We start from the raw sequence: 19,172 nt of genomic DNA, 5'->3' as shown, positions 1-19,172 counted from the left end.
TTATGGCAGATGTAGCAGAAGAGACAAAGGAAGCCTCAGGAGAGGACAAAAAGGCGGAAAAAGAGGCTAAAAAGGAAGCCAAGAAGGCTGAAAAAGAGGCCAAGAAGGAAGCCAAAAGGGCTGAAAAGGAGGCCAGAAAAGAGGCCAAGAAAAACGGAGAGGTTTATCCAGGCGATGAGGAGCGATTAGGAGTAGTAGGCGGCTTAATCATGGCTTTTGTTGTATTGCTAATCATTCTTATTTGGCTGGTTATTTTTGCGTTCCTTGTAAAGATGGATGTAGGTGGCTTTGGTTCTACAGTATTGTTCCCAGTCCTTAAGGATGTTCCCTATGTAAACCAAATTCTTCCTGGTATCGAGGAATATATACCACAGGAGCCAGAAGAGGAAATTCCTTACAAGACTGTTGAAGAGGCAATGGAAAGAATCAAGGAGCTTGAGGTTGAGATAGAACAGCTGAAGCAGGACGGAAGTGCAAATAGCGATTACATTGCAGAGCTTGAGGCTGCATCTGCAGAGCTGGCAGAGTACAAGGCAAACGAGGCTGCCTTCGAAGAAGAGAAAGAAAAATTTTATGAAGAGGTTGTTTTTTCAGATAAAGCACCCGATATAAATGAATATAAGAGTTACTATGAGTCCATTGAGCCTGATAATGCAGAGGCTATCTACAAAAAGGTTGTTTCACAGCTTCAAACTGATGAAGAAATCGAAGACTACATCAAAGTTTACTCTACTATGAAGCCTAAAAACGCTGCATCAATTTTTGACACAATGACGGATGATTTTGATTTGGTATGCGAGATCCTTTCGGGAATGGATGCAGCCACCAGAGCAGATATCATTTCATCAATGAGTACAGAAAATGCAGCTATCATTACAAAGATGATGGAACCTTAATAATCTCTTATATAGCAGCTTGAAAACAGAATATGTGAGAAAGGAGGAAGAGCATGACAAATAGCAATGTTTCTAATTTGCTGGTCAAGGTCAATAGCATCAATGTGGAAGTGCAGTCCAACAAAGTGGATGCATCAAAGCAGGCAGGCTTGTTTGAAAATACCTTGAAAAACATTGCTGGATCAAATGCGAAGGCTACCGACACAAAAGCTACTGACAAAAAGGCATCAGCTATTGAAAAATCAACCTTAAATAATACCGACAAGCTTGTGGGCACGAAAGATAATAAGCTTGGGGGTAATGATGAAAAAATTGATGATGTAAATTCCCAGCTTGTGGAAAAGATTGAAGATGCAGTAGCGAAGATTGAAGAGGTCATAGAGGGCGAGTTAGATGTATCTAAAGAAGAAATAGAGAAAGCTCTAGAGACTCTTGGACTTACATTTATCGACTTATTCAATCCTCAGAATTTAGCAGAGGTGGTGGCTAAGCTTACAGGGGAAGAAGAGTCTATCGTTTTAGTAATGAGCGACGAGTTTAAGACAATTCTTGATTCAGTAAATGACATTGCAAACCAGCTGATTAGCGAAACAAATAAATCCTTTGAGGAATTAAAGGAAGTATTCAACACCTTTATAGAACCAAAGGAGGAGACACTTGTTAATCCAGAGGATGTTCCTTTTGTAGAGCCTGAAATGGATGTTAATAATGAGCCTGAAGAAAAGCTTGTTGTAACCATTGAAAAGCCAGGTGAGGTAGTAGTTAAGGAACAGCTAAAGGAAGCTCCAGATAAGGAGCCTCAGATTGACAATCAAAATGAAGATGTCAGTGAAACCATTACAAAGGTTTCAAAGGATAATCCGAATTCACAGGCTTCAGATAATAACGATGAAAGCTTCGTTCAGACTAAGGCATTTCAGCCTGAGGTAAAACAGGCAAAGGAGTCTGAAATTAAAAATGAAGGTATCATTTTTGCAGAACCAAAATTTGAAATTACATTTTCACCTGAAGAAAACATAGTCGCACTTCCAACAGGTGAGACAGTAAGAGCGGAAGAAATTGTAAATCAACTAGTGGAACAGGCAAGAGTTATATCTGATGCAGAAACAACTACTATGGAGATGACACTTAACCCAGAAGGCTTAGGAAAAATCTTCATGGAAATCACTCAAAAGGGCTCTGAAATCACTGCAAAGATATTTACAGAAAACGACGCAGTTAAACAGGCACTTGAGAGCCAGATGGCTAATCTAAAAATCGAGATGAATCAAAGCTCTACAAAGATTACTTCTATCGAAGTATCTGTTGGAACACATGAGTTTGAGAGAAATCTAGAACAGGATGCCAGAAATCAGCAGGAACGACAGTCCCGTGAAGAATCTTCAAGAAAACAGACTAGGGGAATCAATCTGAATAGTTTAGACGAGCTTTCAGGATTGATGTCTGAGGAAGAACAACTTATAGCACGGATGATGCAGGATAATGGCAACACCTTAGATTACCAGGCTTAACAGGGAGGAGGAATTAAATGGCAGATGTAAAGCTTGACCTTGTTGGCGGTGTTACTAATGGGGAATATAAGAAAACCCAGGCATCCCAAGAGGCTACAAAGAATAACAATGTAGCATCTACATCAAAGACAAAAGACGCAAAGAGTACTGAGTATAATCAGGATATGTTTTTACAGCTACTTGTAGCTGAAATGCAATATCAGGATCCACTACAACCAACAGATAATAGCCAATATGTTGCACAGCTGGCTTCATTTACACAGATTGAAGCGATTCAAAGTGTACAGGCCGGAATGGAAAACATTGAGGGCAATAGCTTGGTTGGCAATTATGTAACCTTAAATGTAAACGGAAAAGAAATATCAGGCATTGTTGATTTCGTTCAAAAGGATGATGAAAAAGGACTGATGGTTTCCGTTGGTGGAAACATGTACGAAAAGACAAAGATTACATCAGTTGTAGATGGCGAGTACTATATGTCAAAATATGTGGCTAATCTTTTCGTAGAAGCAATGAAAAAGCTTCCAGATAAGGATCAGGTCACTGTCAGAGATGGAAAACTTATTGAAGAGGTTGCAGGTTATCGCAACGCATTAGACGCATATCCACGTTCATACGATTTCATTGAAAAGAAGGATGACGTTCTTAACAAATTCAGTGAAGTACTAGTTCAATATCAAAAGCTAAAAGAAGCAGTGGATAATGCCGATAAAAATAATGAGACTGATTCTGACAAAAAGGAAGAAGTCGAAGAAGCCGTTAAAGTTTAAGGCTTAGGAGGAATAGCATGAGTAATATAAGTATTAATCCAAATTTTACCTCCATAGAGCAGGTTGCTGGAACATACCTAAATCCAGCTGCTGAGGCAAGACCTTTAGGCAACCTTAACGGCGCAAGCTTTGAAGATATTTTTAAGCAGAAGCTTGAAAGTGCTTCTGAACTAAAATTCTCTAAGCATGCAACCCAGAGGCTAGATGACAGAAATATTAAGCTTTCAGAAGAGCAATCAATGAGACTGGAAGAAGGTGTACAGAAAGCTCAGGCCAAAGGGATAACTGATTCTCTTGTTTTAGTAGATACACTTGCATTCATTGTAAACGTGCCTAATCAGACAGTTGTAACTGCTATGGATCAGACTGAATCAGAAGAGAACATTTTTACAAATATTGACGGTGCTGTTATAGTTTAGCTGGACCTTATGGAAGCTAATTGCCCCTGACTGACAGAAGGGGCAAACAGTCACCTCAAGTGCATTATGCTTTGAGGAGGTCATTCATTATGATGAGATCACTTTTCTCTGGTGTGGCAGGTCTTAAAACACACCAGACTAAAATGGATGTTATTGGTAATAACATCTCTAACGTAAACACTGTTGCGTTCAAATCATCTTCAACAACCTTTTCTGATATTATGTATCAGACAACTGCACAGGCATCTGGCGCTACTGCAACTCGTGGTGGTGTTAACGCTAAACAGATAGGTCTTGGTGTTACTAACGGAGCTACCAAGATATCTGTTACTTCATCAGGTGCTGCACAGTCTACTGGTGATGCTCTTGATATCAGATTATCTGACACTAATACTACCAACTTTTTTGTAGTTAATAACGGTTCTGAGAATGTGTTCACAAGAGCAGGTTCTTTCTACATCGATGGTAATGGTAACCTTGCTATGACCACAACAGGTTATCTTGTAATGGGCTGGCAGGTAGATCCTGATAATCCATCTGTAATCACAAAAAATACTGTAACTCCACTTAGAGTTATGCAGGCATCCAATCTTACATCGCCTCCTGAGGCTACAACAGATGCCAGCTTTAGTGGTGTATTAGATAAGTATGATTCACAGTTTAAATCTACTGGTGGATATATTCGTTCCTTCACACTTTATGATAATTTAGGTTATCCATACACAGCAAAGTTTTCTCTTAAGCTGGAAGATGAAATAATGGGCAAATATTCAATTAGCTTGACTGGTATCTATGATAAAAACAATGTAGATATTCTTGCCAGCTACTTAAATGCAGAGGTTCCTGCAGGAGAAGAGCCTAATACTCTTGATAAGATTTTTGGTGGTGATACAACAGAAAAATTCGAAAAAACCTATCAGCTAAGCGAGGGTTTTGCAGCTACAAGTACAACTAGCCCACAGACCTATTCTTATGGCGGTATTTCTGACTATACATACGATGAAAAGAGTAAGAGCTTTGTAAGTGCTACACCTGGCGCGATGCCAGTTTCTTTAGCACAGGCTTGTGGTTTGGATGATTCTAGTGCTGTAATTGGTGTTGAGTTTTCACCAGCAGATACAGCTACTGATCCAAATTCAAAGGATTCTCTGAAAATTACATTTGCATCATCATTATTACAGTTTGATACAAAAGAAGGTAATTTAATTTATGCAGGCGCACCAGGAAGTACAAAGGTTACTTTACACACCTCACTTCTTGGACCTAACAGAAGTACTAAAGACCCAGAGGAGCCACCAGAGATTAATCAGGCTCTTTCAGACATCACAATTGATTTTGCACAGCTTATGAATTATGACAACGGTGGTACTTCAACAGCTGTTGCAAATAGAGGTGTTCCAGAAGGTACTATCATGAAGGGTGAAGGTAAGAAGCTTGGTACAATGACAGGCCTTTCTGTTTCCAATGATGGTAGAATTTATGGTTCATACTCAAATGGTAATACAGTTCTTTTAGGACAGATTGCAGCAGCACAGTTTGCAAATGCATCTGGTCTTGAGGAAATCGGTAACAACTGTTACAAGACAACACTTAACTCAGGTGAGTTCGATGGTATTGGTGTAGATATTTCCGCTGATGGTTCATCTATGAACACAGGACAACTTGAAATGGCTAACGTAGACCTTTCTGCTGAATTTACAGATATGATTACAACTCAACGTGGTTTCCAGGCCAACTCACGTATCATCACAGTATCAGATACGATGCTTGAGGAACTTATAAATCTTAAACGATAATGTAGTTTACGTTAAATCTCGCTAGGGCGTCTACGCGCCCTAGCTATTTTTATGTATAGTAAGCGGCTACTCAACCTAGGCAAGCGCGAGCAAGAGGGCCCCATTCAGCTAAGGAGGGACCCTTTAGGGAAGTTCCCTTGGCTGAAATGGGAGATGGCTTGCGGGAGCATGTAATTCTTGGAGGCCGCGTAGAATAATTGTGTAGGAAAATTCTAAAAATTTTGTGAATATTCTATATATAGGGGTTAGGACATGGAAAAAACACAATAATATGAGAGGATTTTATGTATAAAAGTAGACAATAAATGCTAAATCTAGTAAAATAAACACAAAAGTTAAAACGCGTAATTCCATACAATTTGGCTAGATTTTCTAAAAAATTACGGGGTGGTGAAGAGTTTTGGATATAGCTACTTTAGCTGGTTTGGTACTGGGTGTTGTAATGGTTATCTTCGGAATCGTTTCATCCGGTGGTGTGGCAGCGATGGCAAACTTCATAGACGTTCCATCAGTTATCATCACAATTGGTGGTTCTTTGTCTTCTTGTTTAGCCTGTAATAAGATGGCAGATTTCATTAGTGGCCTAAAAGGTATCACTTTAGCAATTAATGAGCCTAAGGTTGTCAGCCCAGCTGATAGTATTTCTCAAATCATCAATTTAGCCAATATTTCCAGAAAAGAAGGTATACTTGCCCTTGAAGAGGCAGCACATAGTATAGATGATGAATTCCTAAAAAAAGGAATCAACTTAGTAGTAGATGGTACAGATCCAGAACTAGTTAGAGCTATTCTTGAAACAGATTTAGATAATATGGAAGCCAGACACAAAGTTGTAATAAACTTTTGGTCTAAATGGGGTGAAATGGGACCTGCCTGGGGTATGATTGGTACCCTTGTCGGACTGGTTAACATGTTAAAGAACCTTGAAGATGCTTCCACAATCGGTCCTAACATGGCCGTTGCCTTACTTACTACACTTTATGGTTCTCTAATCGCCAACTGGCTTACAGGTCCTATCGGTACAAAGCTTGGTGTTAACAGCGGTTTGGAGACAATGTCAAAGAGTATTACAGTGGAAGGCTTGCTATCAATTCAAGCAGGTGAAAACCCACGAGTAATAGAAGAAAAGCTTAAATCCTTCTTGCCACCTTCAGCACGTGAAGGCATCGGAGGAGATGGAGGAGGTGAAGGCTAATGGCAAAGAAGCCAAAGCAAGAGGAAGCTCCTGCTGGTTCTCCTGCCTGGATGGCCACCTTCTCAGACTTGATGAACCTGTTACTTTGCTTTTTCGTATTGCTGTTCTCTATGAGTAGTACTGATACGGAGAAATTTCAGGAAGTAATAGCAAGTATCCAGTCTAGCTTTAGTATTTTTTCATCAGGTGGTACCTCTATTGGTGAGGGACAAATGATTTCATCGGGAATCAGCCAACTTGAAATGTTTGATGACTATTTCAATAGTGTTCATGATGGTGATGATGAACAGTATGAGAAAGAAGGCGCTAGCGACCAAGAGAATGAAGGAGAGCAGCAAGAAGATGGTTCTGCTTCAAATGAAGGGGAGGAAACCTCAAACGGTGTATCTGTAGAAGAAGCCCAGGAAGCCCTTGAAGAGGCAGGCGCTACAGAGAGCGAGTCGATAGCAGAAGAAATTGAAAACAAGCTTTCAGAATATGGTCTTCAGGACCAGGTGGAAGTTGAGTTTAATGCAAATTATGTAATGATTACTATCAACGGTGCATTACTTTTTAACTCAGGTAAAGCAGAGCTTACTGAGGATGCAGTTCAGATAGTTGATAATTTAGGTAAGATTCTTGCCCAGTATAATGAGAATATCATTGAAATTGAAGGACATACAGATAACGTTCCGATGAAGTCTGGTACATACGAAAACAACGATGTACTTTCAATGTATAGAGCACTTTATGTTGCAGAAAGAATAAGACAGGTTACAAACCTTAATCCAGCCCATATTAAATCAGCTGGTAGAGGACAGTATGTTCCTATAGCAGATAATGGCACTGCAGAGGGACGCGCAAGAAATAGACGTGTTGAAATCAAAATCTACAACTCATATTCATCAGATTTGGGTGAATAAGAAAGGCAAATCATGAAGAAGAATCTGATTACGGTAATTATACTTGCATTGGTTGTTGTAAATCTTGTCCTGACAGCAGTTTTAACGATTACCATTGTGCCAGAGACAAAAAAAGCAAATGAATTGATTACAAAGGTTTGTTCTGCAATTGATTTAGATTTGGTTGCAGGAGATACAGCAGGTTCTTTAGCTGTTAATGTTGCCGATATGGTTGATTATGCTGTTAACGGCGGCGAGACAATGACAATTAACCTTGCAGACAGCGGTGATGGAAATTTGCATTATGCTGTCCTTGGAATATCATTATCATTAGATTCTACAAATGAGGATTACGCTACTTTTGGTGGCGGCACAGGAGACCTTACAACCTCTGATAATATTATATGCGATACAATCAAAACAGTAATTGCATCACATACAATAGATGACATGAGAAATAATGAGGATCAGGTCAAAGAAGAAATCCTTGAAGCCCTTCAGGGACTTTATAAGTCGGCATTCATAGTTAGAGTTAACTTCAGTAGCGCGACTTACCAGTAAATGCAGTTAATTTTGGGACGAATGGTGGTGAGAAAACTTTGGGTGACGTTCTTTCACAAAACGAAATAGATAATCTGCTCAACGCCTTAACCAGCGGTGAGTTAGATGCCGAAGAAATAAAAAATAATAAAGAAAAACCTGTAAAGAATTATGACTTTGCAAGACCATCCAAGTTTTCTAAGGAACATCTTCGAACAATGGAGATTATATTTGAGCATTACGGCAGATTACTTTCCACCAATCTACCAATTTTTCTTAGAAAGAACATACAGGTTGAGGTAATGAACTCCGAGGCTGTTACCTATATGGAGTTTTCGAACTCTCTTTCAAACCCTGTACTTCTAGGTGTTGTAGACTTCTCTCCATTGGAGGGAAATATAATCGTTGAAATGGCTTCTAATCTTGGCTTTGCAATGGTAGACAGAATGTTAGGTGGCGAAGGGGAACCACTAGACAAGATTAGAGACTTTTCAGAAATAGAGCTTTTGTTAATTGAAAGAGTAATGACCTCCTGTGTGGATTTGCTCAGAGAGCCTTGGGAAAACGTATTAGATGTTCATCCTAGACTTGAAAGAATTGAGACAAACTCACAGTTCGCACAGATTATATCGCCATCAGAAATGATAGCGATTGTCACCGTTAATATTAAAATCGGTGATGTAGAAGGTCTCATGAATGTTTGCTTGCCTTTTATTACTTTAGAGCCAGTTATGGACAAATTAAACACAAAGTTCTGGTATAGTAGTCAAAAGGAGAAAGCAGGTGAAAGTTATTCAGAGGCTGTAGAAGCACTTATTACACATGCTAAGATTCCAGTTACAGCAGTGCTTGGCAATAGCACAATCACTGTAGCTGATTTCTCACAACTTCAGGTCGGAGATATAGTTAGACTTGATACAAAGGTAGATCAAGAGCTAGATGTTTTCGTGGGCGACATAAAGAAGTTCCAAGCCCTTCCAGGAGCATCAGGTAAGGATTACGCAGTTAGAGTGACACAAATCATTAGGGAGGAGCAGTAGAATGGGTGACGGTGTATTATCACAGGATGAGATTAATGCACTACTAAGTGGGGGAATTCCAGATGCACCAGCTGCTGAACCATCGTCTGGAGGCGGTGGTGGAGGAGAACTTTCTGAACAGGAGATTGATACAATTGGTGAAGTTGCCAACATAAGCATGGGTAGTGCAGCGACCACACTTTTCTCACTGGTTAATCAGAAGGTAGAAATCTCAACCCCAGTTGTTACTGAAACTAATTGGGATGAGCTGGCATCTAATTATGACAATTCCTGCGTTGTAGTAAGAATTGGTTATACCAAAGGTCTTGATGGTTCTAACATTCTTGTATTAAAAGAGGATGACGTAAAAGTTATCACAGACCTGATGATGGGTGGAGATGGTACAAATATTGACGGCGAGATTTCAGATCTTCATTTATCAGCTATATCAGAGGCCATGAACCAGATGATGGGTGCAAGTGCAACTTCCCTTTCATCTATGCTAAATAAAATGGTAGATATTTCACCACCAACGGCAACGCTTACAGATCTTGCAACAATCGATGCTGGTGAAATTGATGAATTCTTAAAAAGTAATTTCGTAAGAATTGCTTTTAAGATGGAAATAGGAACCTTGGTAGACAGTGAAATGATGCAGCTGTATCCAATATCACTTGCCAAGGAGATGTGTGATTCAGTACTCAACAATATGGAGTCTGATTCAAATTCTACGGTGGACGATGGAGTGGCAGAAGCACCTCCACCAGCACCGGCAGAAGCGCCGGCGGCAGCTCCACCACCACAGGCGGCTCCGCCACCTGCGATGGACCCAAATATGATGGCAGGTCAAATGCCACAGGGGCAGCCAATGATGATGCCGCAGTACATGTATCCGCCACAGCAGCAGATAAACGTACAACCGGCACAGTTTACTCCTTTCGGACCAGGCTTTGCAGCCCAGTTTGCACAGGAGAACATAGATCTGATTTTAGATGTACCTCTTGAGGTTACAGTTGAATTAGGTCGTACCAATAAGACAATCCAAGATATTTTGGATTTTGCACCTGGTACCATCATCGAGCTAAATAAAATAGCCGGTGAACCAATAGATGTACTTGTGAACGGCAAGTATGTGGCAAAAGGCGAAGTCGTAGTAATCGAAGAGTCTTTTGGTGTACGAATAACAGAAATCATCAAAGAATAAACAATATATTATTTAAGGAGATGAAGACATGGCAAAAAACATTTTAATCTGTGACGATGCTGCATTTATGAGAATGATGATTAAGGACATTCTCACCAAGAATGGCTACAATGTAGTCGGAGAAGCTGAGAACGGCAAGATTGCTGTTGATAAGTTCAGCGAGCTTTCTCCAGATCTTGTACTTCTTGATATTACAATGCCTGAGATGGATGGTATTGGCGCCCTTAAGGCTATCAAGGAAAAAGATCCTAACGCATGTGTTATTATGTGCTCTGCTATGGGGCAGCAGGCTATGGTTATCGAAGCTATTCAGTCTGGTGCAAAAGACTTTATCGTTAAGCCATTCCAGGCTGAGCGTGTACTTGAAGCTGTAAAGAAGGTAATTGGATAATATGATTCTTCTTTCTTCGGCGGGAGAAAGCTTCTTTCAATTAATCTTTGCCTTGGTTGTTTTTGTAGGGATACTTGCCCTGACCACCTTTGTAACCAAGTGGATAGCTGGTTATCAAAAGAGCGTGGGACTAAACAAGAATCTTGAAATAGTCGAGGCGATTAGGCTTTCAAACAATAAATTTGTCCAGATTATTCGAGCTGGTGAGGATAAATATTTTGTCGTTGCTATTGGCAAGGACGAGGTCACTCTCCTAGGTGAGTTATCCTCATCACAGCTCAAGGATATTGATGAGCCTACAGAGACTATTCAGGCTGTTGATTTCAAGACGGTTTTGGAGAAGCTTTCTATAAAACAAAAATAACTAGACGGACGAGTGTGTTATGAAAAAATTAAAGAAGGGGTATGTAATCTTTAGCCTACTATTTGCACTTTCAGTGATTACATGCACGCTTTTTACCTGCAGCACAAAGGCTTACGCAACTGAATATAGTACAGAATATGGGGCCAGTAACGAGCAATATGGTGCAACTGAAAATGCACCTAATGCTTCGGACGAGGTTGTCGGCAGTGGCAATAAGGGCTTTTCATTAACATTTGATGGTGAGGACGGTAATTTTACAGCAACCTTAAGGATGCTACTTGTGCTTACTATCATTACCTTGGCGCCTTCAATTCTGATAATGCTAACATCCTTTACCAGATGCGTCATTGTATTGCACTTTGTGCGCGCTGCTATTGGAACTAACACAGCGCCTCCAAATCAGATTTTGATAGGGTTGGCGTTGTTTTTAACATTATTCATTATGTCACCTGTTTTAACACAGATTAAAACAGATGCTATTGATCCTTTTGATGCTGGGGAGATTACCCAGGAAGAAGCTATTGATGCAGCAATAGCACCAGTAAGAGAGTTTATGTATCCTCAGACACAGGAAAAGGATTTAGCTTTATTTTGTGACATTGCAGGTATTACCTATAGCTTAGATGAGCTGGACGAGGTTCCTTTTACAGTCCTTGTTCCTTCTTTTATTTTATCTGAGCTTAGGGCAGCGTTTATAATAGGCTTTCTTATCTATGTACCATTTATCGTTATTGATATGGTTGTGGCATCAGTGCTTATGTCAATGGGTATGATGATGCTTCCACCTACAACGATTTCTTTACCATTCAAAATTCTACTTTTTATTTTGGTAGATGGATGGGATTTGGTTATTGGCGGGTTAGTGAAGACGTTCTATTAGTTAGTAATTTAAGGGGTTTATAATTTAGGAGAGGATGGTTATGACTGAAGGACAGGTATTAGATATCATCAGAAATAGTATATATATTCTTTTGATTACATCATTACCACTTTTGCTAGTTTCACTTGTGATAGGTCTTGTTATCAGTATTTTCCAGACAGTCACATCTATTCAAGAGCAAACGCTTACCTTTATTCCAAAGATTGTTGGAGTATTTGCTGCGCTTATGTTTTTCGGTCCATGGATACTTACAGTTCTAACAAATTACATTACCGATTTGTGGACTAATTTTTCCATTTACCTAGGTTAGAATAGATGTTTAGTATTCATTTCACATTACAAAATTTTGAATATTATTTGTTACTCCTTACCCGCATATCCATGTTTGTAGTAGTGGCACCATTTTTCAACACTAGAAATACGCCTGCCAGGCTAAAAATCGGCTTTTCGGCCCTGGTTGCGCTTCTTTTGTATTTTGTTGTTGATTTTAGCGAGCTTAACTATTCTACAGTAGTTGGATATGCTTTTTTAGTTGTTAAGGAAGCAGTTACAGGTTTAATAATCGGTTTTGCTACCTTCTGCTGCAATTTCATCATACTTTTAGCCGGAAATATGATTGATATGAACATTGGTCTATCAATGGCCCAGGAGTATGACCCATCCTTGCAGACAGAAACCTCCGCAACCGGAACCTTATATAACAACTTTATTATGATTCTGCTGATTTTATCAGGAATGCATCGCTATATTTTTAGAACCTTCTGCGATGCCTATAAGCTGATTCCAATAGGGGGAGCGGTTTTTGAATGGGACTCACTTATGAGCTCTACCGTAATCTTTATAACAGATATTTTTGTTATTGGTTTTAGAATTGTTCTTCCGATATTTGCAGTTATTATGGTTTTAAATGCTATTTTAGGAATCATGGTAAAGGTTGCACCTCAGATTCACATGTTTTCTGTAGGTGCCCAATTAAAGATTATTGTTGGCTTTATAGTTTTGTTTTTAACGGTATTTTTGCTACCAGATATTGCAGCATTTATTTTCAAGGAAATGAAAAAGATGTTGTCTCTTTATTTACAGGGGATGTATTGATGTATGAAGAAAAAGCCTTACTAATTCCATATAACCTCCAGTTCTTTGCCCCTGATGGAGAGGGTGGAGAAAAAACGGAAGACCCTACCAGTAAAAAGCTTTCTGATGCCAGAAAGGAAGGTAAGGTTGCCAAAAGCAAGGAGGTTGTAAATGGGGTTTCTCTTCTAGGTTTTTTCCTTGCTCTTAGGATTTTCTTAGGATTTGCAGGAGTGAGAATAGAAGAGATATTCAGGTGGATATATGCTTTCTTCCCAGATATTGTAAATATGAAGGGTGGTCTTACAATCCAGGCTTTTACAGGAATGTTTCGAGGCGTGTTGGGAAAAACCTTAATTATCCTTATGCCGTTTTTATTGATTGGTTTTGCCGCCGATTTCGTTACAAACCTTGTACAGGTAGGTTGGAAGCCAACCTTGAAGCCGCTTGAGCCCAAGCTTTCGAAATTCAATCCAATCAGTGGCTTTAAACGTATTTTTTCAAAGCAGTCAATTGTCAATTTAATCCTTGCTATTGCAAAGATTACTCTTGTTTTTTATATAGCCTACATTAGTATCAGAGATCAGGCTAAGACCTTGTTTTTGTTTTATGACATATCCTTAAAGGCAGCTCTTAGTCTGATATTTCAAATTATCGTTGATACGGGAATAAAAATATCTGTTGTTTATATTGCGCTTGGCCTTGCAGATTATGCATATCAAAGATGGAAATTCAAGGATGATATGAAGATGACAAAACAAGAGGTCAAGGATGAATATAAAAATACTGAAGGAGATCCTCAGATTAAGGGTAAACAAAGGCAGAGGATGATGGAAAGCTCTCAGCGAAGAATGATGAGCAATGTTCCAAAGGCCGATGTTGTTATCACAAACCCTACCCACTTGGCAGTGGCAATTCTTTACGATAATACAAAGGATGATGCGCCACGAGTTGTGGCAAAGGGTGAGGATTATCTTGCTAAAAAAATCAAGGATGTTGCTAAGGAGAGCAATGTTCCTATCGTCGAAAATAAACCGCTTGCCAGAGCACTTTATGCAACGGTTGAGATAGACGAAACAATCCCGCCAGAGCTTTACCAGGCGGTGGCTGAAATACTTGCCGTGGTTTATACAAATCGCAATCAGCAGGTTAGCTAAAATTAAGGAAAGGGGGAGGAGAAAATGGATATCACTGCATCTGTTAAGAAAACTGATCTTGGCATAGCTGCGTATCTGCTTGCAGCTGTAATCTTTTTTGTAATCCCTATTCCAAATTTTTTACTGGATATAATGATTGCTTTTAATATTTCAGTGGCTCTCATTATTCTTATGAATACGCTGTTTGTGCAGGAAGTTTTGGATATGTCCTTCTTCCCAACCTTACTTTTGTTTTCTACCATTTTTAGAATATCACTTAACGTTTCATCTACCAGACTTATTCTTTCAACTGGCGACCCTGGAAATGTTGTCAGAACCTTTGGTAGCTTCGTAGGTGGCAATAACCTTGTAATTGGTGCCATTATTTTCATCGTGCTGATTATCATTCAGTTTATGGTTATCAATAAAGGTTCTGAGCGTGTAGCTGAGGTTACAGCCAGATTTACACTTGATGCTATGCCTGGTAAGCAGATGGCCATCGATGCAGATCTTAATACAGGCGCCATAGATGATGCGGAAGCAAAAAGACGAAGAGATAAGATTCAGGAAGAATCCTCCTTCTTCGGCGCCATGGATGGTGCTACTAAGTATGTAAAGGGAGATGCAACAGCTGGTCTTATCATCACAGTAATCAATCTTGCAGGTGGTACTGTGATGGGTGTAATGAATCAAGGCTTGCCAGCAGCTGAGGCTCTTCAGCAGTTCGGTATCCTTACCATTGGTGATGGACTTGTATCTCAAATTCCATCTCTTTTGATTTCTTTATCAACTGGTATTTTGGTTACAAAGGGTTCTAAGGCTGCAGATTTTTCAGGTACCCTTGTACGTCAGCTTTTTGGAATTCCAAAGGTTTTGTATATCGTAGGTGGCGCCATGGCGTTCCTTGGTATTTCAACTCCACTTAACAGTGTACTATTCTTAGCCTTTGGTGCAGCTTTCATAGTTACAGGCTATTCTATGAGCAAGACACTTGGCGAAGAGGAAATAGAGCAGGAGGTTGCGGCGGAAGAAACAGAGGCAGAGGAAATCAGAAAACCAGAAAATGTTGTTTCACTCCTGCAGGTTGATCCAATTGAGCTGGAATTTGGCTATGGAATTATTCCACTGGCAGATGCAAATCAAGGTGGTGACTTGCTTGACAGAGTGGTTATGATACGAAGACAAATTGCCCTGGAGCTTGGTACTGTGGTTCCAATCATCCGCCTTAGAGATAATATTCAGCTAAATCCTAATCAATATATTATAAAGATTAAAGGTATACAGGTAACTGAAGGAGAAATCCTTTTTGACCACTATATGGCAATGAATCCAGGGTATGTAGAGGAGGAGATTACAGGTATTCCTACCTTCGAGCCATCCTTCCATCTACCTGCAATATGGATTACAGAAAGCCAGCGTGAAAGGGCTGAATCCTTAGGTTATACAGTAGTAGATCCACCTTCTATTATCGCTACTCATCTGACAGAGATAATTAGAAGTCATATAGCAGAGCTGCTTACCCGACAGGATGTTCAAAATCTTATCGACAACCTCAAGGAAACCAATCCTGTTATTGTGGAAGAGCTTGTTCCAAAGCTACTTGGCCTTGGCGATGTTCAGAAGGTACTTCAAAATCTTCTTTCAGAAGGTGTTTCTATCAGAGATTTACTTACTATATTCGAAGTGCTGGCTGATCATGCAACCACAACCCATGACACAGATGTACTTACAGAATATGTAAGACAGGGACTTAAGAGAGCTATTTCTGGAAGGTATTTTGCACCTAACGAAACTACTCAGGTAATTACAGTGGACCCTAAGGTGGAACAGGATATTATGGCTTCAATAAAGCAAACTGAGCAGGGAGCATATTTAACCTTAGATCCGGAACGTATCAAAGCAATCATTGCATCTTTGGAGGAGGAGATTAAGAAGCTTGAGGAGATGGGACGAACACCAATTGTTGTCACCTCTCCAATCGTAAGAATGTATTTTAAGAGCTTGACTCAGGATTATTTTAAGGATTTGATAGTTGTTTCTTATAACGAAATTGATTCTAATGTAGAACTTTCATCAGTTGGCATGGTAACGGGGTAGAGTAAATGACAATTAATAAGTACACAGGAAAAACAGAAGAAGAAGCAATGGACAAGGTAAGAAAGGAGCTTGGCAACGCAGCGGTGATTATGAATGTCAAGGTTGTTAAGCCAAAGGGCTTTGGCGGTCTTTTCAAAGGCAGTACCTATGAGGTTACCGCCGCAGTGGAGGATGAGGGCTTTTCAAATGACGCAAAGGCCTTTGCCAATCCAATACCTGAGCCAAAAGCAGGTTCCTTTGAGGCAGTTGCTGATGATGCAATTAGGCTTAAGGATGCATTTTCTGCTGTTAATGAGGTCCTTGAAAAGCAAACAGGTGATGAAGCTAATGCTCCTAAGCCTGACAAAGTATCACAAGATGTAAAGCCGATGCCAAAGGAAGCGGCTGAAGCATCCTTTGAACCTCTTGTAGATAATGTTAAGCATGCCAAGCTTTTCGAGGCTACCTATACAAATCCTACAAAGAATAAGGTTAATGTTATTCAAAATGAACCTGTTAAAGTTATGAATTCAAATCCAGATGACGATATTCAAATTAAGGAGCATGACGGAAAGCCATCCATAGATGGTGATAATCATGTTTTTGTTAAGATGCTTTACAATGTGCTTCTTGAAAATGAAGTACAGGAAAAGTATATAAATCAGGTATTAGAGGATATGGATAAGGTCTTAAGAACCAGCCATTCCTTGGATAATTTATTATCTAATGTGTACCAAAAGATGGTTCTAAAGCTTGGTACTCCTACTAAAATTGTACCTGGGGAAAGAAGACCAAAGGTTGTATTTTTCATTGGCCCTACAGGCGTAGGTAAAACCACAACTATTGCTAAAATTGCATCTAAATTTAAGGTAGAAGAAGGCAAAAAGGTAGGTTTGATTACTGCAGATACCTACAGAATGGCTGCTGCAAATCAGCTTCAGACTTATGCTAATATCTTAGGCGTTCCTTTAAATGTAATTTATTCTGCTGATGAGCTTTTAGATACTGTTAAAAAGCAAACCAGAGAGAATAATGATTTAGATGTCATTTTGGTAGATACCATTGGATTTTCTCACAGAAATGAGGAGCAGAGGCTTGATACCAAAAAGCTTATATCTGCCCTAGGTGATTATTATGATAACGAGGTTTATCTTGTTTTATCTGCAACCACAAAACAGAAGGACTTAATTGATATAGCAGATTCCTATATGGAATTTGCCAAGTTCAACTTAATATTTACAAAGCTGGATGAAACAAAATGCCTTGGAAATATTTTCAATATGAAGTTATATACAGGAGCTTCCCTTTCATATATTACCACAGGTCAAAATGTGCCAGATGACATAGAGATTGTAAACGCCCAGAAGCTTGTTAAACAGTTGTTGGGAGGAAACTAAATGGATCAAGCAGAAAACTTACGAAACGTCATCAAAGCGCAGAATATACGGACAGTTGAGAAAACAAAGGTAATTACCATTACCTCTGGCAAAGGTGGTGTGGGTAAGTCAAACATGGCGGTAAATCTGGCGGTTTGGTTTACTCGTTTAGGGAAGAAGGTTATTATTCTCGATGCAGATTTTGGACTTGCCAATGTAGAGGTTATGTTTGGTACTTTGCCTAATTACAATTTGTCTGATGTGATTTTCAAGGGAATGAGCATCAGAGATATTATTACTGAAGGTCCCATGGGAATTGGATTTATTTCTGGAGGATCTGGAGTTGTAGGTCTCAACAATCTGAATCGTGAACAAATTGCGTTTTTAGTCCATAACCTATCACTTTTAAATGACTTATGTGATATTCTTATAATAGATACTGGTGCGGGTGTATCGGACCAGGTGTTAGAGTTTGTATTAGCCTCACCTGAAGTAGTTTTAGTATCCACACCAGAGCCTAGTTCCTTGACGGATTCTTATTCTCTTATGAAGGCTATGTATAAAAGTCCTAAGTATTCTAAGAATGGAACGAACGTGCATCTTGTTGCAAATAAGGTCATGAGCGAGGCAGAGGGCACGGCTGTATATAGCAAAATGAACTCTGTAGTTCAAAAGTTTTTAGGTGGAAATCTGGATTATCTTGGGTATATTGCCTATGATACTCAGCTTGAAAAGTCGGTTAGAAATCAAAAGGTTGTTTCTCTGGAGGTACCTTCCTCCAAGTCAGCTAAATGTTTCCAGGCAGTGGCTTCCAAGCTGTTAAAGAAAGATGAAGGTACCCATTTCAAATGGGGGGTATCTCATATATTTACTGCATTACTTAAGGATAGGGCATAGTTTATGGAAGTATTCGAACTGAGACCTGGCACACCTATTGAGTTTTCATTTGCCAGCACCAACTCTGACGTAGAAAATTACATAGAAGAGGATAGAAGTATTTATATCTCAAGCGTATTCGGAGTAACCAAAAAAGGAGAGATAATATTTCATATCCCTACCAGAAAGGGACATACCGTCACTATACCTATGGATGTTCCTTTTAATGCAGTTTTTAATACAAAACAGGGTATGTTTCAGTTGTCAGGAATTATTACTAAAAGAGGTCGTTTGGAGAATTTTCCAGTATATGTTTTCTCTCCAGACAGTAAGCTTACAAAGGTTCAAAGAAGAGACTACTACAGATTTCAATGTCTCATTCCTATAAAGGTTCTTCCTATACCAAAGGATGTTGCTATTTTGCCAAACATGACTCTTGTAGAGGATGATTTAGAAAAATACGGCAATACCTACGGTATGCCCGTTTCAGGAAATATTTTAGATTTAAGCGGCGGTGGAGCAAAATTTACTGCAAAGACAGATATTTTCACAGAACGATTTATGTATGCTTCTTTCAAGCTTAAGTCCAAGGATATTGACCAGACCATCAATGTGGTTGCCAGAAGAATTAAAACAGAATATAAAGAGAACCTTGGTGTTTATGAACATCGTATTGAGTTTCTTTTTAAAGAACCGGAAGATAGAGAAACAATTATTAAGTACATCTTTGATGAGGACCGACGTTTAAGAAAAAAAGATCAGGGGTAAAGA

20 protein-coding genes are annotated in these 19,172 nt (G+C 39.4%); all 20 read left to right on the top strand.

The window, feature by feature from the left end:
* Positions 1 to 2 precede the first annotated feature (2 nt).
* Entirely contained in the window at positions 3 to 896 is an 894-nt protein-coding gene (locus BM097_RS02700; RefSeq protein WP_090545636.1) for a MotE family protein, read from the top strand.
* Between the two features lie 53 nt (positions 897 to 949).
* Positions 950 to 2,407, top strand: coding sequence for a flagellar hook-length control protein FliK (locus BM097_RS02695; protein WP_090545634.1), 1,458 nt, complete (start codon positions 950 to 952; stop codon positions 2,405 to 2,407).
* Between the two features lie 17 nt (positions 2,408 to 2,424).
* Positions 2,425 to 3,177: a flagellar hook assembly protein FlgD gene (locus BM097_RS02690; RefSeq protein WP_090545631.1), complete on the top strand. Its 753-nt coding sequence runs from the start codon at positions 2,425 to 2,427 to the stop codon at positions 3,175 to 3,177.
* 17 nt (positions 3,178 to 3,194) lie between these two features.
* Positions 3,195 to 3,596, top strand: coding sequence for a TIGR02530 family flagellar biosynthesis protein (locus BM097_RS02685; protein ID WP_090545628.1), 402 nt, complete (start codon positions 3,195 to 3,197; stop codon positions 3,594 to 3,596).
* Positions 3,597 to 3,685: 89 nt separating this feature from the next.
* Positions 3,686 to 5,392 carry a flagellar hook protein FlgE gene (locus BM097_RS02680; protein WP_090545626.1) on the top strand — a complete coding sequence of 569 codons (1,707 nt, stop codon included), beginning with the start codon at positions 3,686 to 3,688 and terminating at the stop codon, positions 5,390 to 5,392.
* 400 nt (positions 5,393 to 5,792) lie between these two features.
* On the top strand, positions 5,793 to 6,587 hold the full coding sequence (locus tag BM097_RS02675) for a motility protein A (RefSeq protein ID WP_090545624.1): 795 nt from the start codon (positions 5,793 to 5,795) through the stop codon (positions 6,585 to 6,587).
* Positions 6,587 to 7,489 carry an OmpA/MotB family protein gene (locus tag BM097_RS02670; protein ID WP_090545622.1) on the top strand — a complete coding sequence of 301 codons (903 nt, stop codon included), beginning with the start codon at positions 6,587 to 6,589 and terminating at the stop codon, positions 7,487 to 7,489. The genes BM097_RS02675 and BM097_RS02670 overlap by 1 nt, the downstream gene beginning before the upstream one ends.
* A 12-nt stretch (positions 7,490 to 7,501) precedes the next feature.
* Positions 7,502 to 8,029, top strand: a complete 528-nt coding sequence (locus BM097_RS02665; RefSeq protein ID WP_090545620.1) for a flagellar basal body-associated FliL family protein — start codon at positions 7,502 to 7,504, stop codon at positions 8,027 to 8,029.
* Positions 8,030 to 8,067: 38 nt separating this feature from the next.
* Complete coding sequence (gene fliM / locus BM097_RS02660) at positions 8,068 to 9,048, top strand: flagellar motor switch protein FliM (RefSeq protein ID WP_090545618.1); 981 nt, start codon at positions 8,068 to 8,070, stop codon at positions 9,046 to 9,048.
* A gap of 1 nt (position 9,049) precedes the next feature.
* A complete protein-coding gene (fliY, locus tag BM097_RS02655; protein ID WP_090545616.1) occupies positions 9,050 to 10,231 on the top strand; it encodes a flagellar motor switch phosphatase FliY in 1,182 nt (393 codons plus the stop codon).
* A 28-nt stretch (positions 10,232 to 10,259) separates the two neighbouring features.
* Positions 10,260 to 10,622 carry a response regulator gene (locus BM097_RS02650; protein ID WP_090545614.1) on the top strand — a complete coding sequence of 121 codons (363 nt, stop codon included), beginning with the start codon at positions 10,260 to 10,262 and terminating at the stop codon, positions 10,620 to 10,622.
* 1 nt (position 10,623) lies between these two features.
* Entirely contained in the window at positions 10,624 to 10,986 is a 363-nt protein-coding gene (locus BM097_RS02645) for a flagellar biosynthetic protein FliO (RefSeq protein ID WP_090545612.1), read from the top strand.
* 19 nt (positions 10,987 to 11,005) lie between these two features.
* Positions 11,006 to 11,866, top strand: a complete 861-nt coding sequence (gene fliP / locus BM097_RS02640; RefSeq protein ID WP_090545610.1) for a flagellar type III secretion system pore protein FliP — start codon at positions 11,006 to 11,008, stop codon at positions 11,864 to 11,866.
* A gap of 40 nt (positions 11,867 to 11,906) precedes the next feature.
* Positions 11,907 to 12,176: a flagellar biosynthesis protein FliQ gene (fliQ, locus tag BM097_RS02635; RefSeq protein WP_090545609.1), complete on the top strand. Its 270-nt coding sequence runs from the start codon at positions 11,907 to 11,909 to the stop codon at positions 12,174 to 12,176.
* Positions 12,177 to 12,181: 5 nt separating this feature from the next.
* Entirely contained in the window at positions 12,182 to 12,961 is a 780-nt protein-coding gene (locus BM097_RS02630) for a flagellar biosynthetic protein FliR (protein WP_090545607.1), read from the top strand.
* Complete coding sequence (flhB, locus tag BM097_RS02625) at positions 12,961 to 14,094, top strand: flagellar biosynthesis protein FlhB (RefSeq protein ID WP_090545605.1); 1,134 nt, start codon at positions 12,961 to 12,963, stop codon at positions 14,092 to 14,094. Before BM097_RS02630 ends, flhB begins: the two co-directional genes overlap by 1 nt.
* A gap of 24 nt (positions 14,095 to 14,118) precedes the next feature.
* Positions 14,119 to 16,170: a flagellar biosynthesis protein FlhA gene (gene flhA, locus BM097_RS02620; protein WP_090545603.1), complete on the top strand. Its 2,052-nt coding sequence runs from the start codon at positions 14,119 to 14,121 to the stop codon at positions 16,168 to 16,170.
* A gap of 5 nt (positions 16,171 to 16,175) precedes the next feature.
* Positions 16,176 to 17,546 carry a flagellar biosynthesis GTPase FlhF gene (flhF, locus tag BM097_RS02615; protein WP_090545601.1) on the top strand — a complete coding sequence of 457 codons (1,371 nt, stop codon included), beginning with the start codon at positions 16,176 to 16,178 and terminating at the stop codon, positions 17,544 to 17,546.
* Positions 17,547 to 18,422, top strand: coding sequence for a P-loop NTPase (locus BM097_RS02610; protein WP_090545599.1), 876 nt, complete (start codon positions 17,547 to 17,549; stop codon positions 18,420 to 18,422).
* A gap of 3 nt (positions 18,423 to 18,425) precedes the next feature.
* Complete coding sequence (locus BM097_RS02605) at positions 18,426 to 19,169, top strand: flagellar brake protein (protein WP_090545597.1); 744 nt, start codon at positions 18,426 to 18,428, stop codon at positions 19,167 to 19,169.
* The last annotated feature ends 3 nt before the right edge of the window (positions 19,170 to 19,172 follow it).

It is taken from the genome of Pseudobutyrivibrio sp. OR37 (assembly GCF_900113655.1).
In the GTDB taxonomy this organism is placed as follows: domain Bacteria; phylum Bacillota; class Clostridia; order Lachnospirales; family Lachnospiraceae; genus Pseudobutyrivibrio.
This window is presented reverse-complemented; position numbering and strand designations above follow the sequence as displayed.